Here is a 13,630-nt window from a genome sequence, read left to right as displayed (position 1 = left end):
GAGTCGCCTGGAATCGCCGCCAAATCCTGCCTGTCCGACCCAAACAGTTCGGACACGCCGATCAGGTACATGGCTTGCACCCAGCGCCGGTTCACAAGCAGCCGGCGCCATCACGGTCGGCGGAAAGGGGGCACCGATGCGAACGCGCGCAATGACGTCAGCCGGGACAACGGCCCTGTTGTTCCTCATGCTGACCGCGACTCCGGCCCTGGCCCAGAAGTCGCTGGTCAGCGTCAAGACCGACAAGGCGCCGACCATCGACGGAGTGGCCGACGCGGCCTGGGACAAGGTTCCCGCGTACAAGTTCACCGTGGACCAGACGTCCTACAAGCCAGAGAACTACAAGGGCATTACCAAGAGCAACGTGACGATGAAATCGATGTACGACGCCGAGAACATCTACTTCCTTGTGCAATGGGCCGACCCGACTGAGAGTCTCGAGCGCGGACCCTGGGTGAAGCAGCCCGACGGTAAGTGGAAGAAGCTCGCCGCCCAGGACCGCACGGGGCACGAGAACACCTACTACGAAGACAAGCTTGCCGTGTTCTGGAACATCAGCGCCAAGGGATTCGACAAGAAGGGGTGCGACGTCGCCTGCCACAAGGCGCGCGGCGGCAAGATCGCCGGCATCGAGGACAAGTCCCCGGGCCGCAAGTACACCGACGCTGGCGGCGAGACCATCGACATGTGGCACTGGAAGGCCGTCCGGACGAACCCGGTCGGCCAGGTCGATGACCAGTACGTGGACAACACCAAGGACCCGGCGAAGAACGCCAACTGGGGCCGGAGGACCGACGCCAAGACAGGCGGGGGGTACGTCGACAACGTCAAGAAGGACAAGAGCGGCCCCACGTGGATGAGCAAGACGCCGGCCGCGAACAAGTACTGGATCCTCGACGAGCAGAAGACGGACTTCGTCGACACGTTCAAGCCCGGTGACGTGGTCGCCGGCATCGTCATCGCCCCCTTCGACGGCTCGCGCGGTGACATTGCGGCCAAGGGCGTGTGGAAAAACGGCGCCTGGACGCTGGAGATGAAGCGCAAGCTCGTCACGAGCGGAGACAAGGCCAAAGAGCAGGACGTGCAGTTCAGCGACCTCAAGAAGCCGTACCACTTCGGACTGTCGGTGTTCGACAACACGGCGATCAATCACCTCTACCACGAGGGTGTGCACCGGCTCACCTTCAAGTGATCGGGCTTCCCGGCGAGGGGCCCCTCGCGCCGAGGGGCCCTTCGAGGAAAGGAACGGGTGGGTTCGATGAGGCCTGGGGCTCGATACTGGCGGTGCTTCGTGCTGTCGCTGTGCGTCGCGGCGGCCCTCTCGGCGTTGCGGTCGTCGACCCCGGCGCCGAGCGTCTCGTGGGCGGCGGACACCCCGGGGCCGGTGACTCCGGCAACCGCGCCCGCCGCCAGCGCTTCGAAGCGCCAGACCCGCCAGGAGGCCGATGAGGCGCTCGCCCGTCTCATGGAGAGCCGCAAGCCGGTCCGGGGTGCAACCGCGCGGGGACAGACGACGGGCGATGCGCCCTCCTTCACGGTCGTCCCGCGGCAGGATCGGATACGGAACTTCCCCTGCACCAAATGCCACGACAACAAGTTCGTGGACCGCCGCGTGCGCGAGTTGGTCGACGAGCACACGAACCTGACCTTCGAGCACGGCGGGGGCCGCTTCTGGTGCTACGACGCCTGCCACAAGGGGACCGACATCGACAACCTGGTGTCGATACGCGGCAGCCGAATTCCCTACGATGAGTCCTACAAGCTGTGCGGGCAGTGCCACTACCAGCGCCTGGACTGGTTCTTCGGCGGCCACGGCAAGCGCCAGGGAGCCTGGGAGGATCAACGGAAGATCCCGGCGGTCGCCGAGGAGCTGAAGGTCGAGGATCGCAGCCAGATCGGGCGGTGGGGTGGGGAGCGCGTGATCCTCAATTGCACCGAGTGCCACAACCCGCATTCGCCATCGATCAAGCCGTTCGAGCCGAGCCCGCCACCCAAGGTCCGGAGCGGCCTCAGCCGGCAGCCTCTGCCACGGGCCCCGATTCCGAAGATCTGGGAGCGGCTGGGCGACGAGAAGGGAAAGCCCCGATGACAGATCTCAGTCGGCGCGACTTCTTCACCCGGGGGGTGCCCGGGCGCGCTGCGGCGCTGCTCGGGACCGGGGCCGCCGTGGCCCCGGGTGCGGCGGCCGTAGCGGCCGCGCGGCCGGCGACCCGCGACGTGTCAGTGCGGGACCTGCGCAAGATGAGCCGCGCGGAGGTGAGGCAGGCGCTGGGCCGCATTCGCGCCAAGAGACGGGCACGCTGATGGCCGAGCACCCCGGGTTCGGCTCGCGCACCTTCGGTGTCACCCGTCGTCTGGTGCTGGGGCTGGGCGCGCTCGTGGGCGCCGTCGCCGCGCTGTTCGGCGGGCGGTCGGCGCTCGCCCAGGCCGCGAAGGCGGCCGGAGCGGATGCCGAGCCGCTGTCCGACATGCTCGGACGGCTCTTCCAGAAGCACTATCAGAGGATGAGCTCTGACGAGGTGAAGGAGGCCGTCGCCCGCATCGAGCGCCGGGCCAAGCGCCAGTACGGAGAGGACATCACCGTTGGAACCGAACCGGCGTTGGATGGGGTCGTCTTCGGCTACGCCCTCAACATCTCCAAGTGCAAGGGTGTGCGGAAGTGCGTGGAGGCCTGCGTCGCAGAGAACAACACCGGCCGTGACTCGTCGATGCAGTACATCCGGGTTCTCGAGCTCGACCACGGGGACATGAACCTGAACCGCGCCGACCACTACTACGAGGCTGAGACCGTCCCCCGCCCCGGCAAGTTCTACCTCCCCGTCCAGTGCATGCAGTGCGATAACCCGCCCTGCGTCAAGGCGTGCCCGGTGGAGGCGACATGGCAGGAGCCGGATGGCATCACCGTCGTCGACTATGACTGGTGCATCGGCTGCCGCTACTGCATGGCCGCCTGTCCCTACTGGGCGCGCCACTTCAACTGGAACGAGCCGACCGTGCCCGCGGAGGCCCTCAACACGGACACCCACTTCCTGGGAAACCGGCCCCGGCCGCGGGGCGTGGTCGAGAAGTGCACGTTCTGCATCCAGCGCTCGCGCAAGGGACGCCAGCCGGCGTGCGTGGAGGCCTGTCCGACCGGCGCGCGCATCTTCGGCAACCTGCTCGATCCCAACAGCGACATCCGGTACGTGCTCGAGAACAAGACGGTCTTCCGGCTCAAGGAAGATCTCGGTACCGAACCCAAGTTCTGGTATTTCGCGGACTGAGGGCCATGCGCGCCGTCACCGCGTTCTTCGCCGATGGGGTGAGAGAAGTGTTCCGGGGCGGCCGCGTCTACTGGACCTGGGTCGGTGCTCTGGGCGTCGTGATTCTCACCGGCCTCCTGTTCTACGCGCGTCAGCTGGACCAGGGGCTGATCACGTCGGGCATGAGCGATCAGGTGTCGTGGGGCGTGTACATCGCCAATTTCACGTACCTGGTGGGCATCGCCGCCGCCGCGGTGATGCTGGTGATCCCCGCCTACGTGTTCCACCGCGAGGACGTCAAGCACGTGGTGCTGATCGGCGAGGGCATCGCCGTCGCCGCGGTGATCATGTCGATCCTCTTCGTCGTAGTGGACCTGGGACGGCCCGAGCGGATGTGGCACATGATCCCCCTGCTCGGACGGCTGCATTTCCCGGAGTCCCTGCTGGCGTGGGACGTCGTCGTTCTCGGCGGCTATCTCCTGCTCAGCGTCACGATTCCGTTCTACATGCTCTTCAACCGCTATCAGGGGCGCGAGCCGCGCCTCAACGTGTACTTTCCGGCGATCCTGGTCTCCATCGCCTGGGCGATCTCGATCCATACGGTGACGGCGTTTCTCTTCTCCTCGAACGTGGCCCGCCCGTACTGGCACACTGCGGTGCTCGGACCCCGGTTCCTGGCCTCGGCGTTCACGTCGGGGCCAGCCTTGATCGTGCTGGCCTTGCAGGTCATCGTCCGTCAGACGCCGTTCAAGATCCAGGCGTCCGTGATCCAGCTGATGACGCTCATGGCCACGGTGGCGCTCCAGATCAACCTGTTTCTCCTGGGCGCCGAGCTCTTTACCGATTTCTACTTCCGCACCGAGGAGGTCACCGCGGCCACGTACCTGTACCTGGGACTGGACGGCGCCAACCGGCTCGTGCCATGGATCTGGAGCGCCATCGTCTTGCAGGTCGTGGCCGCGACGATTCTCACCCTGCATCCGCTGCGGAGACGCCGGGCCGCCGCGAGCATCGCCTGCGTCCTCGCCATCGTCGGCGTCTGGATCGAGAAGGGAATGGGACTCGTCATCCCGGGCTTCGTGCCGACGCCGCTCGGTGAGGTGTTCGAGTACACGCCGTCCTGGGCAGAGGTGTTCGTCTCGCTTGGGATCTGGGCCCTCGGGATGCTGGTCTTCACGCTGCTCGCGAAGGTGGCGATCCCAATCGAGCTCGGCGTCCTCTCTAGCCGCCGCGGAACAGGTGTGGCGCAGTGAGGCCCGGTCGGAGCGCGTCGCCCGCGTGATGCAGGTCAGCGTCTCGCTCGCGATCCTGCTCCTGACCTAGGCGCGCGCCCCCGCGGCGCGCGCCGAAGGCCGCCCAAGCGCGAATACGTCGTCGGCCCGACGCCCACGGCGGGCCCGCACCCCGATGCGAGCCCCCGGCACCGCCCTTCGCTTGTCCGGGGCTGGCCACGTCCATCGCACGCGAGAGGTGCGGGCCCGACCCAGGCCGCGCTGCAGAAGGGCAGGGCGGCGCTCGCGCACGGTCGGTGGCAGGAGGCATTGGAAACGTCCACCCCATCCGCCCCTTGTATGCCTGCAGCTTCGTGAGCGGCGCCCGCGACACCGCCCCAAGCATGACGTCGTGGTTGGCCAGGTGGACGACGAAGCCGTCGAACCCGTCCGCGATCGCCGAGCAGGCCGGACACCCCGCCGTGTAGTCAGGCCCGAACATGAAGTGGTAGACGAGGAGCTGCGAGCGCCCTCGGAAGCGTGCTGCCAGCGAGGCGCTCCCCTCGTCCGTCTCGAATCGGTACTCCTTGTCGATCCGTCCCCACGGCAGCTCCTGCCGCCGCCGCGCCAGCTCGTCGCCGCGCCGGGTGAGCTCCTTCTCCGCCTCGAGCAGCTCGAGCCGCGCTGCGAGCCACTATTTCCGTGTCCCGGTTCCGTCCTTCGTCATCGCCTTTCTCTCCTTCCCCGGGTATCCTTCACCGTGCGTGCCCTTCCGCCCCGCGTTCGGTCCACCTTCTCCGCCGGCACCAGTTCACGCTTCCGTTCGCCGCCCATCGCTCGTTGCTGGTCATGAGGTAGATTTAGCGCCAGGTAGCGAACGGTGGGAGTTACAAGTGTGACGGGATTCCCATGGACTCGCTGATCACTGCCGCGGCGCGTGCACTGGCGGCAGGTGATCCCCTGGGCGCCTTGAAGCGGATCGCCCTGCGCGACGACGCGCCTGCTCTCGCGCTTCGAGGCATGGCGATGGCGCAGCTCGGCGATCTCGTTCGAGCGAAGGCTCTCCTGCGACGTGCTGCGCGCGCCTTTGGGACGAACGAGGCCGTGGCCCGCGCGAGGTGCCTCGTCGCCGAGGCCGAGATCGCGCTCGTCTCGCGCGACCTCGGCTGGTCTGCGAAGGCGCTCGACGCGGCGCGGACGACGCTCCAGGAGCACGGCGACCGCGTGAACGCCGCGTATGCGCGGTATCTCGAGGTCCGACGCCTCCTCCTGATCGGTCGCGTCGACGAGGCCGAGCATGCGCTCGACGAGCTCGACCCCGCGCCCCTCCCTCCCGCGGCCCGGACCGCCCACGAGCTGGTGGTCATGGGGATCGCGATTCGACGCCTCAGGACGAAGGTGGCGCGCGCTGCGCTCGCTCGGGCCAGGCGCGAAGCGCACCGGGCACGCATCCCTGCGCTGACGGCGGAGGTAGAAAGCGCATCCCTTGTTCTGAACACGCCCGCTGCGCGCCTGATTGCGAATGGCGGGGAGCGAGCCCTGCTCCTCGAAGAGGTCGAAGCCTTGCTGGCGTCGAAAGCGTTCATCGTGGACGCCTGCCGACATGTCCTGCGCTGTGCGAGCAAGGTGGTCTCGCTGGTAACGCGTCCGGTGTTGTTCGCGCTCGCACGCGCGCTGAGCGAAGCATGGCCGGGAGACGTACCGAGGGACGCGCTCGTTGCCCGGGCATTCGGATCGACCCTCGCCGATGAATCGCATCGTGCGCGGTTGCGCGTCGAAGTCGGGCGCCTTCGCGCGGTGCTTCGGACGCTGGCCGACGTGCGCGCGACGAAGCGAGGGTTCGTGCTGGCGCCGCGCCGCGCACGCGAGGTGGTCGTCCTGGCCCCGCCCGTCGAAGAGGAGCATGCGCAGGTGCTCGCCTTCCTCGGCGACGGGGAATCGTGGTCGAGCTCAGCCCTTGCCCTGGCGCTGGGAACGAGCCAGCGCACCGTGCAGCGGGCGCTCGACGCGCTCGAGGCGGCAGGCAAGGTGCAGTCGTTCGGTCGCGGGCGAGCGCGTCGTTGGATGACCCCGCCCGTGCCGGGATTCACGACCACCTTGTTACTCCCCCCGCCTCTGCCGACGGACTAAGATGGCCGCATGGGCCGATCAACCGCCGAGATCGTCCGTGAGTATGGACCCTTTTCGGGTGTCGACCAGGTGCATGGAGTCACGTATGACGGTCAGAACGTCTGGGTTGCGGCTGGAGACAAGCTGACCGCCTTCGATCCCGCGAGTGGGAAGACGCTGCGCTCGATCGATGTCGCCGCGGGTGCAGGAACGGCCTTCGACGGCCAGCACCTGTTTCAGCTCGCCGGGGATCGCATCCAGAAGATCGACCCGAAGACCGGGCGTGTGCTCGCCACGATCCCGGCGCCCGGCGGCGGCGGTGACTCGGGGCTCACGTGGGCCGAAGGGACGCTCTGGGTGGGGCAGTATCGGGACCGGAAGATCTACCAAATCGATCCCCAGACAGGGGCGATTCTTCGGACGATAGAGTCCAACCGCTTCGTCACCGGGGTCACCTGGATCGACGGAGAGCTGTGGCACGGCACCTGGGACGGCGACGAAAGCGATGTGCGGCGAGTCGATCCTCGAACGGGAGAAGTTCTAGAGACGCTCGAGATGCCGCCCGGAGTGGGCGTTTCGGGGCTCGAGTCCGATGGCGGCGATCTGTTCTTCTGCGGAGGAGGCGGGAGCGGCAAGGTGAGGACCGTCCGCCGGCCCAAACGACGCTCCGCGACCGGCAGCGGCTCCGGCCGGCGACTAGCGAGACGTGCTGACGTTCAACCGTTCCAAGACCCTTCCAAGGGTCCAGCATGAAACGGCAACTACGGCTACGTCAGCGAGCTGCGACGCAGACCGTTCCGCCACCTTGAAGAACTTGGGCAGGCGAGAGAACTACGATCCGGGCCTTGGTACGGGCGGCGCGCGCCGATCGAATTGTCGGCCCGGATACGTGCGGCGGGTGTACGCGGTGACCTCGTCGACGAACGCCCTGGCATAGGCGGGCATGAAGCGGCGTGGATCCCATATGATCGAGCCCCAGATGCCGAGGGAGGTACCGGCATGGAGGATCGGCGCCGCATGGACCCTTCGCCCGGCGAACAGAACGGTCGACGGAACGATCGCGACTCCGCGGCCCGATTCGGCGAGCGCGACGAGCGACTGCGGGTCGCCGGACTCGAGGACGATTCGAGGTCGTATCCGCGCGAGCCGGCATGCTGCGTCGAACGCATCGCGCGTTCCAAATTCCTGGCGTAACAGCAAGACCGGCTCATTTCGCAGCTCGGCGATGTCGACGATCGCGCGTTGTCTCAGACGATGTATCAAGGACACGACGGCGAGCGTTCGTGCCGCGAAGAGCAAGCGCCCTTCGAGCGGCTCTTCGCCGCGAAGGACTCCGAAGGCGAAGTGGACGTCACCCCGCTCGACCAGGGTGGGAAGCCGCAGACCGCCTTCTTCGAGCAGATGGACCTCGATCTGGGGCCGTGGTTTCAAGTACCGGGCCAGGAACGGCGCCAGGAAGCTCTGGATCGCCTGTGGCGACGCGCCGATGCGAAGAACACCCGCCTGGCCCCCACGCATGGCCTGCGCGTGCTCACCGAGCTGTGCTGCGGCGGTCAGGAGGTCGCGACTGCGCGACAGGAGTCCCTCGCCGTGATTCGTCAATTGGATGCGGCGCCCCGTGCGTTCGAAGAGCCGGACGCCGAGCTCCAGCTCGAGGTCGCGCACTTGCCGGGACAGCGCCGGCTGCGTGATGCCGAGACGGGTCGAGGCGCGAGAGAAAGCCCCCGCCTCGGCAACGGCGACGAAGTAGCGCAGATGGCGAAGCTCCATCACGCCATGCCCAACAGGCATGGATTATAGCCCTTGCAATGCATTGGACACGAGGCAAGCGCGCCGCTAGGGTTGGCCCCAGCGACCTATTCTTTCGCGAGGAGGAACGGCCATGTTCGACGTCGATCGTTTCGTCGCTGACTGTCGCGCCGCGCTCGCCGAGCACTCCCCGGAGCTCGCCATCAAGGAACTGCTCGAGCGCGCCGTGGCCCATCCCGGTGAGGTGGAGGCGGCCCTCGGCACTCCGCCGGAGGGACAGATCGTTACCCTCCACCATTCCCCCGACCTCACGATCCTCAAGGTGATCTGGACGCCGGGGCTGGTGGCCTACCCGCATGACCACCGGATGTGGGCGATCATCGGGCTGTACGGGGGCCGCGAAGACAACACGTTCTATCGCCGCGCCCCCGGAGGGCTGGCTGCCGTCGGTGAAAGGCAACTGGACCGCGGGGATGTCGCGGTGCTCGGCCAAGCGGTCATCCATTCGGTCGTGAACCCGCTTCGCGACTTCACTGGAGCCATCCACATCTACGGCGGGGATTTTTTCCATATGCCTCGAAGTGACTGGGACCCCGAGACGCTACAGGAGCGTCCCTACGACATCGAGCGGGCCCGGCGCTGGTTCGCCGAGGCGAACGAGCGCTGGCGCGCCGAGTGCGCTAGAGCGGGAACGCCCTCGGCGAGGTGAACGGCTCACTCCGCCTCAGCGCGGCGGGCGGTCGTCCCATTTGCGAATCGCCTTCAGCACACCGTCCGCGATCCGGCGCGGTCGCTCACTGATACCCCGACCAGGCCCAAGGCCGATGGTGAGGCCTGCCAGCCCGCACTGACCCTGTGGCGCCTCGTGCTTTCGCATCCGGGCATCCACCAGGACGGCAGGGGCAACCTCCTTCAGGAGCGGCTCGAGCGCCCCGACGTACACCGGGATAGCCTCACGCGCGGCGAGCAGTCTCCGGACGTCAGTGGTGTCTCGCGCTCGGATCGCGTCGATCCCGTCCAGGCTGGTCCATCCGTCGAACACGGCATCCGTGAAGGCCATGCCGCGCCTCGTGGTCGTCGGCGTGGGGTCTTCCTGGATCACGACGGCGCACGCCTCTCGGACGAGTTGGTGGGCGACCGCCGACCCGATGTCCCCTGACCCACGCACGACGACCTTGAGCCCGTCCACATTCACGCCGACATCGTACCCCGAGTCGCGAATGACGGATCGGGCTCATCGGCTGGCCAGGTTGCCCCAGGCAACCCACACCCAGCCAAACACCGAGCCAGCCCAAGTGCCCCCACGTTCCGGATGTCACGCGCCCCGGCCGAGCCAGATCACGAGGCCGGCCGCCGCTGCCGCCAGCACGACGATGGGCTCAGGGATCCTGTACCGCCACAGGATGGCCAGGGTGGCCAGCGCAATGCCTGCCGTCGGGATGTCGTAAATCGCGCGCGTCGCCAGCACGACGACCGCGCCGCTCAGAGCGCCCGTTGCGGCGGCGGTCGCACCCTGCACGAAGGCCCTCAGCTGGACGTTGTCGCGGTTCCGGCTGAACCACGGCGCGGGCACCACCGTGAAGACATACACGGGGAGAAAGATGCCGACGGCCGCCGCGATCGCGCCCAGGAGTCCGGCCACCAGAAAGCCGATGAAGACCACGGTGATGACGACGGGGCCCGGCGTGATCATCGCCACCGCGACCGCGTCCAGGAACTGATGGTCGGTCAGCCACCCGAACTGTTGCACCACGCCCTGCTGGAGGAATGGAACGATCGCGAGGCCGCTGCCGAAGACGAATGCACCCGCCTTTGTGAAGAACAGCAAGATCTGCAGCAAGACGTCCTCGCCGCCAACCCCGACGGTGAGGAACCATCGCTCGATGAGCCAGATCGCCGCCACCACGCCCAGGCCGCCGACGCCGGCCATGAGCGCCTCGCGGCGTCCCGGACGTACGCGCACGAACAAGACGGCCAGTCCCGCTAGCACGAAAAACTCGGCCAGTTCCGCCTGGGCCACCACCGTGACGATGCTCAAGGCGCCGAAGATCCCCCACAGCAAGGGGTCGCGCTTGTTCGTCGAGCGCGAGAGCCGGTAGGCCGCGATCGCGATGATGGCGATCACGGCGGCGCCGATCCCGTAGAAGAGCGCCTGCATCCACCAAAGCCCGCCGAACCGTACGTAGGCCAGGGACACGCCGACGACCATCAGGAACGAGGGCACGGTGAACGCGAGCCCGACCGCTGTGGCCCCGACGATGCCGTGTTGGAAGTAGCCCAGCGCGATCGCCAGCTGCGCGGCCAGGGGACCGGGCATGATCTGGGCGAGTGCCAGCGCGAGCTGGTACTCCTCCTCGGCCACCCACCGCTCCTTCTCGACCAGGTCCCGGTGCATGAAACCGGCGAGGGCCACCGGTCCACCGAATCCGAGACTGCCGAGATACAGGAAATAGCGCACGAACTGCCCGAGGCCGACGCGTCGAGCCGTGAGCGGCATTGTCGTTGACATCAGTCCCACCCTCCTCGAGACAGCACAAGAGACGAGCGCAACAGGCGGTGTTACGGCTCGTCACGGTACACGGCCGCGCGATGGCTCGCCGGGAGAAACGCGCACACGATGTTGCGCGCGGCGTCGAACGACAGCGTATGCGCGCCCGCCTCCGTCGCGATCGTCTGGTGTCGCCTCAGCGGCAGCGTGTCGAAGACCTCGATGACGCCGGGATCACCGATCGCCACGTAGACTCGGCCCAGCGCGACGTTGTAGAACACGACGTCGGGGACGCCGGCGATGGTTTCCGCCGCGAGGACGTCGCCGCAGTCCGCATGCACCTCGAGCAGCACGCCCGCATCGCAGGCACAGAACAGCCGACGTCGCGCGACGTCAATGTCCAGGCCGTGCGGGCCGGCATGGGGTATCGGCACGACACGCCGTATCCCGGCGGGGTGGCCCACGCCGGCGTGGCTCATGCCAACCACGACGATCTGTGGCGGATCCAGGATGTTGACGTGAAATGTCTCGGCAATCGGGTCGTAGATGGTCCAGCGGGTACGGCCTGTAACGGGGATGTCGGCCGTCGGCTTCCGCGCCCGAACATCGATGATGGACACCGTGCGGGATCCCGGAATGGCGGGATCTCCAACGTGGGCGACCAGGAGCTGCCCGCGTTCGGGATCATACGCAAGACCATTCGGCCGGACGCCGACGGCGATCTTCTCGACGGACGCGGGGTCATCGGGCCGGAAGAAGCCGACCGTGTCCTCGCCGCGATTCGACGTGATCACGAGATCGGACGACGCGGACACCAGCGCGCCGGCCACCGCGATCAGCCCGGGGATGGACCCGATGCACTTCCACGCTTCCACGTCGATCACGTCGATCGCGTCGTTCGCGGTGTGAGCGACGTAGATGCGGCCTGTCGGCTCGTGGACCGCCGCGTGATCGAAACCACCCTCCTTCACGTGAGCGGGCAAGTCGATGAAGCCGAGATGGCGCAGCGACATCGTCAACGTCCTTCCGCAAGCTCGGCGACGAGCCGCTCGACGTTCCGCACGATCCGGTCACGCGCCGCGTCATATCCGTCGCTGATGGCGGGGACGTCCCACTGGTCGATCCGCTGGCCCTTCGCCGGGGTGTCGCAGCCGAAGCTCACCACGCGCGCCGCGCTGTCCAGGTCGTACAGCGTGACCGGCCGTGGCCGGGCAGGTCTCGGCGGCAACCCCTCGCCTGCGAGCCCTTTCACCGCCGCCGGTGTCAGCTCCGCGCCCGGTTCGGTGCCGGCCGCGACGGCCTCGATCGTGAGCCCGCGCGCCGCCGCCAGGCGCCGGAAGTGGGCGGCCGCCACAACGCTCTTCCCCGCGCCGTGGAGGCAGACGAACAGGACCCGGGCCTGCTGTGCGGCCGGCACTTGCGTCTGACAGTACGCATAGAGGGCGTCGTACATCGGGAACTGGCGCGCCATGTTCTCGAAGTCGTCCCGGCTCGTGGCCTGAAAGCCGGTCGCCGCGGCATACAGCCCCGCCGACTCTGGCCTCAGACCACGGTCATCCGTGTCGGCGCCACGCACGATGGGCGCAAGCAAGCCGAGCGCCGGATCGGCGAGCTCGTACCGCTCGATGAAGGCATCGAACGAACATTTCGGGCCGTGGTGTCCGAGCTCGACGTTCGGGATGTCGTACGGGATCGCATTCTGACGCTTCGCCTCACCGAGAACCTCACCCGACGGGCCGAACACGAACTCCGGCCGTGGATCGACGAACCTGGTGATCAGCCACGGGCAGGCGATGCGGTCGACACGCGCGCGCTCACGCGTAATCCATTTCATCTGACTCTCCTGTTGGCATGAAGGGCGACGGAGGCCCAGGCGGCCCGCCTCACCGAAGAGCCGGTCCTGCTCCCCTGCCACCGTGTGGCCCCTGACTCAGTCATCGAGGTTCACCTCGGTCCCGCGCTCCATCGCCCTCGCCTTGTCGTAGACCACAATCGCGGCCGCCACGTCCTGCAGCGCGGTGCCGGTGCTGTCGAACACGGTGATCTCATCGTCACGCGTCCTGTCTGGCCGGCGGCCCACGACAACCTCGGCGAGCTCGGCATGGACCTGGTCCCGGGTCATCAGACCCGCAGCAAGAGCGTGTTGCAGCTCACCGATCTCCGCGCATTGCTCGAGGACGTCGACGACAAGCGTCGACGAGGCCAGGAGCGACGGCTCCAGCTCCTGCTTGCCATAGCTGTCGGCGCCGACCGCCGCGATGAACGTGCCGGGCGCGACGTCGTCGCGGGACACGAGCCAATGCCGCGATGGTGTACAGGTGACGCAGACGTCACACTCGCGACTGGCGGCATGAAGCTTTGTGGCCGCCTCGACGTGGATCTGGAGAGCCGCTCGGGCCCGGGTGGCGAGACTCTCCGCGCGCACGCCGACGGTGTCGAACACCCACACGTGCTGCAGCGGCAGCACCGCGGCGATTGCGGCCAGCTGGATCTCCCCCTGAGCGCCACATCCGACGATGGTCGCGGTGCGGGCGTGATCGCGCGCCAGGAACTTCGCGGCCACGGCCGTCGCCGCCCCCGTCCTCAACGCCGTCACGCTCGCAGAATCCATCATCGCGAGCGGCTCTCCCGTCTCCGCCTCCGCGAGCACGACGGTGCCGCGGATCGTCGGTAAGCCGAAACGGGAATTGTCGGGGAAGTTCGCATTCGTCTTCGCGGCGAAGTAGCTGCGCTCGCCGACGAGCCCGGCCGCCTTGATGTGGAAGCCGCCGCGACCGGCGGGCACACCGAGCACGCCTGGCGCCAGCGTGCGGCCCTCGGCATGCAGGCGG

14 protein-coding genes and 2 pseudogenes are annotated in these 13,630 nt (G+C 67.6%); 8 read left to right on the top strand and 8 right to left on the bottom strand.

Going from position 1 to position 13,630, the window contains the following annotated elements; all coding sequences use genetic code 11:
• The first annotated feature begins 136 nt into the window (after positions 1 to 136).
• The 5 genes from VFR64_05760 (at position 137) to nrfD (ending at position 4,495) form a co-directional block, all read left to right on the top strand.
• Complete coding sequence (locus tag VFR64_05760; protein HET9489241.1) at positions 137 to 1,192, top strand: ethylbenzene dehydrogenase-related protein; 1,056 nt, start codon at positions 137 to 139, stop codon at positions 1,190 to 1,192.
• A 66-nt stretch (positions 1,193 to 1,258) separates the two neighbouring features.
• Positions 1,259 to 2,089 carry a hypothetical protein gene (locus VFR64_05755; GenBank protein HET9489240.1) on the top strand — a complete coding sequence of 277 codons (831 nt, stop codon included), beginning with the start codon at positions 1,259 to 1,261 and terminating at the stop codon, positions 2,087 to 2,089.
• On the top strand, positions 2,086 to 2,304 hold the full coding sequence (locus tag VFR64_05750) for a hypothetical protein (GenBank protein HET9489239.1): 219 nt from the start codon (positions 2,086 to 2,088) through the stop codon (positions 2,302 to 2,304). Before VFR64_05755 ends, VFR64_05750 begins: the two co-directional genes overlap by 4 nt.
• Positions 2,304 to 3,263, top strand: a complete 960-nt coding sequence (locus VFR64_05745; protein HET9489238.1) for a 4Fe-4S dicluster domain-containing protein — start codon at positions 2,304 to 2,306, stop codon at positions 3,261 to 3,263. Before VFR64_05750 ends, VFR64_05745 begins: the two co-directional genes overlap by 1 nt.
• Before the next feature lie 5 nt (positions 3,264 to 3,268).
• A complete protein-coding gene (nrfD, locus tag VFR64_05740) occupies positions 3,269 to 4,495 on the top strand; it encodes an NrfD/PsrC family molybdoenzyme membrane anchor subunit (protein HET9489237.1) in 1,227 nt (408 codons plus the stop codon).
• Positions 4,496 to 4,784: 289 nt separating this feature from the next.
• Here nrfD and VFR64_05735 read toward each other — a convergent pair.
• Positions 4,785 to 5,180: pseudogene (locus tag VFR64_05735) on the bottom strand (DUF899 family protein).
• A gap of 182 nt (positions 5,181 to 5,362) precedes the next feature.
• On the opposite strand from VFR64_05735, the gene VFR64_05730 reads away from it, so the two are divergent.
• On the top strand, positions 5,363 to 6,583 hold the full coding sequence (locus VFR64_05730; GenBank protein ID HET9489236.1) for an HTH domain-containing protein: 1,221 nt from the start codon (positions 5,363 to 5,365) through the stop codon (positions 6,581 to 6,583).
• A 9-nt stretch (positions 6,584 to 6,592) separates the two neighbouring features.
• Complete coding sequence (locus VFR64_05725; GenBank protein ID HET9489235.1) at positions 6,593 to 7,315, top strand: PQQ-binding-like beta-propeller repeat protein; 723 nt, start codon at positions 6,593 to 6,595, stop codon at positions 7,313 to 7,315.
• Positions 7,316 to 7,393: 78 nt separating this feature from the next.
• On the opposite strand, the gene VFR64_05720 is transcribed toward VFR64_05725, so the two are convergent.
• Positions 7,394 to 8,332: a LysR family transcriptional regulator gene (locus VFR64_05720; protein ID HET9489234.1), complete on the bottom strand. Its 939-nt coding sequence runs from the start codon at positions 8,330 to 8,332 to the stop codon at positions 7,394 to 7,396.
• Positions 8,333 to 8,444: 112 nt separating this feature from the next.
• Here VFR64_05720 and VFR64_05715 point away from each other — a divergent pair, with 112 nt between their 5' ends.
• Positions 8,445 to 9,020, top strand: coding sequence for a hypothetical protein (locus tag VFR64_05715; protein ID HET9489233.1), 576 nt, complete (start codon positions 8,445 to 8,447; stop codon positions 9,018 to 9,020).
• A 15-nt stretch (positions 9,021 to 9,035) separates the two neighbouring features.
• On the opposite strand, the gene VFR64_05710 is transcribed toward VFR64_05715, so the two are convergent.
• The 6 genes and pseudogenes from VFR64_05710 to VFR64_05685 all read right to left on the bottom strand — a co-directional run.
• A complete protein-coding gene (locus VFR64_05710; GenBank protein HET9489232.1) occupies positions 9,036 to 9,506 on the bottom strand; it encodes a hypothetical protein in 471 nt (156 codons plus the stop codon).
• 120 nt (positions 9,507 to 9,626) lie between these two features.
• Positions 9,627 to 10,820 (bottom strand): chromate efflux transporter, encoded by a 1,194-nt coding sequence (gene chrA, locus VFR64_05705; protein HET9489231.1) that lies wholly within the window; start codon positions 10,818 to 10,820, stop codon positions 9,627 to 9,629.
• Between the two features lie 50 nt (positions 10,821 to 10,870).
• Complete coding sequence (locus VFR64_05700) at positions 10,871 to 11,812, bottom strand: YncE family protein (GenBank protein ID HET9489230.1); 942 nt, start codon at positions 11,810 to 11,812, stop codon at positions 10,871 to 10,873.
• A gap of 2 nt (positions 11,813 to 11,814) precedes the next feature.
• The gene (locus VFR64_05695; GenBank protein ID HET9489229.1) at positions 11,815 to 12,216 is read right to left on the bottom strand and encodes a hypothetical protein; all 402 of its coding nucleotides are present in this window, start codon (positions 12,214 to 12,216) and stop codon (positions 11,815 to 11,817) included.
• A gap of 6 nt (positions 12,217 to 12,222) precedes the next feature.
• Positions 12,223 to 12,633 (bottom strand): annotated as a pseudogene (locus tag VFR64_05690) (chromate resistance protein ChrB domain-containing protein).
• Between the two features lie 96 nt (positions 12,634 to 12,729).
• Positions 12,730 to 13,630 (bottom strand): ornithine cyclodeaminase family protein (locus VFR64_05685; GenBank protein ID HET9489228.1); only part of this gene is annotated, 901 nt, incomplete at its 5' end.

The sequence above is a fragment of the Candidatus Methylomirabilota bacterium genome (genome assembly GCA_035709005.1).
GTDB lineage: Bacteria > Methylomirabilota > Methylomirabilia > Rokubacteriales > CSP1-6 > 40CM-4-69-5.
Note: the sequence above shows the minus strand (reverse complement) of the source record. Positions and strands in the feature narration are given on the sequence as shown.

What these genes read in the sequence shown, in the direction of transcription:
- VFR64_05760 (HET9489241.1), top strand. Translation starts at nt 137, where the DNA reads ATGCGAACGCGCGCAATGACGTCAGCCGGGACAACGGCCCTGTTGTTC.
- VFR64_05755 (HET9489240.1), top strand. Translation starts at nt 1,259, where the DNA reads ATGAGGCCTGGGGCTCGATACTGGCGGTGCTTCGTGCTGTCGCTGTGC.
- VFR64_05750 (HET9489239.1), top strand. Translation starts at nt 2,086, where the DNA reads ATGACAGATCTCAGTCGGCGCGACTTCTTCACCCGGGGGGTGCCCGGG.
- VFR64_05745 (HET9489238.1), top strand. Translation starts at nt 2,304, where the DNA reads ATGGCCGAGCACCCCGGGTTCGGCTCGCGCACCTTCGGTGTCACCCGT.
- nrfD (HET9489237.1), top strand. Translation starts at nt 3,269, where the DNA reads ATGCGCGCCGTCACCGCGTTCTTCGCCGATGGGGTGAGAGAAGTGTTC.
- VFR64_05730 (HET9489236.1), top strand. Translation starts at nt 5,363, where the DNA reads ATGGACTCGCTGATCACTGCCGCGGCGCGTGCACTGGCGGCAGGTGAT.
- VFR64_05725 (HET9489235.1), top strand. Translation starts at nt 6,593, where the DNA reads ATGGGCCGATCAACCGCCGAGATCGTCCGTGAGTATGGACCCTTTTCG.
- VFR64_05720 (HET9489234.1), bottom strand. Translation starts at nt 8,332, where the DNA reads ATGGAGCTTCGCCATCTGCGCTACTTCGTCGCCGTTGCCGAGGCGGGG.
- VFR64_05715 (HET9489233.1), top strand. Translation starts at nt 8,445, where the DNA reads ATGTTCGACGTCGATCGTTTCGTCGCTGACTGTCGCGCCGCGCTCGCC.
- chrA (HET9489231.1), bottom strand. Translation starts at nt 10,820, where the DNA reads ATGTCAACGACAATGCCGCTCACGGCTCGACGCGTCGGCCTCGGGCAG.
- VFR64_05700 (HET9489230.1), bottom strand. Translation starts at nt 11,812, where the DNA reads ATGTCGCTGCGCCATCTCGGCTTCATCGACTTGCCCGCTCACGTGAAG.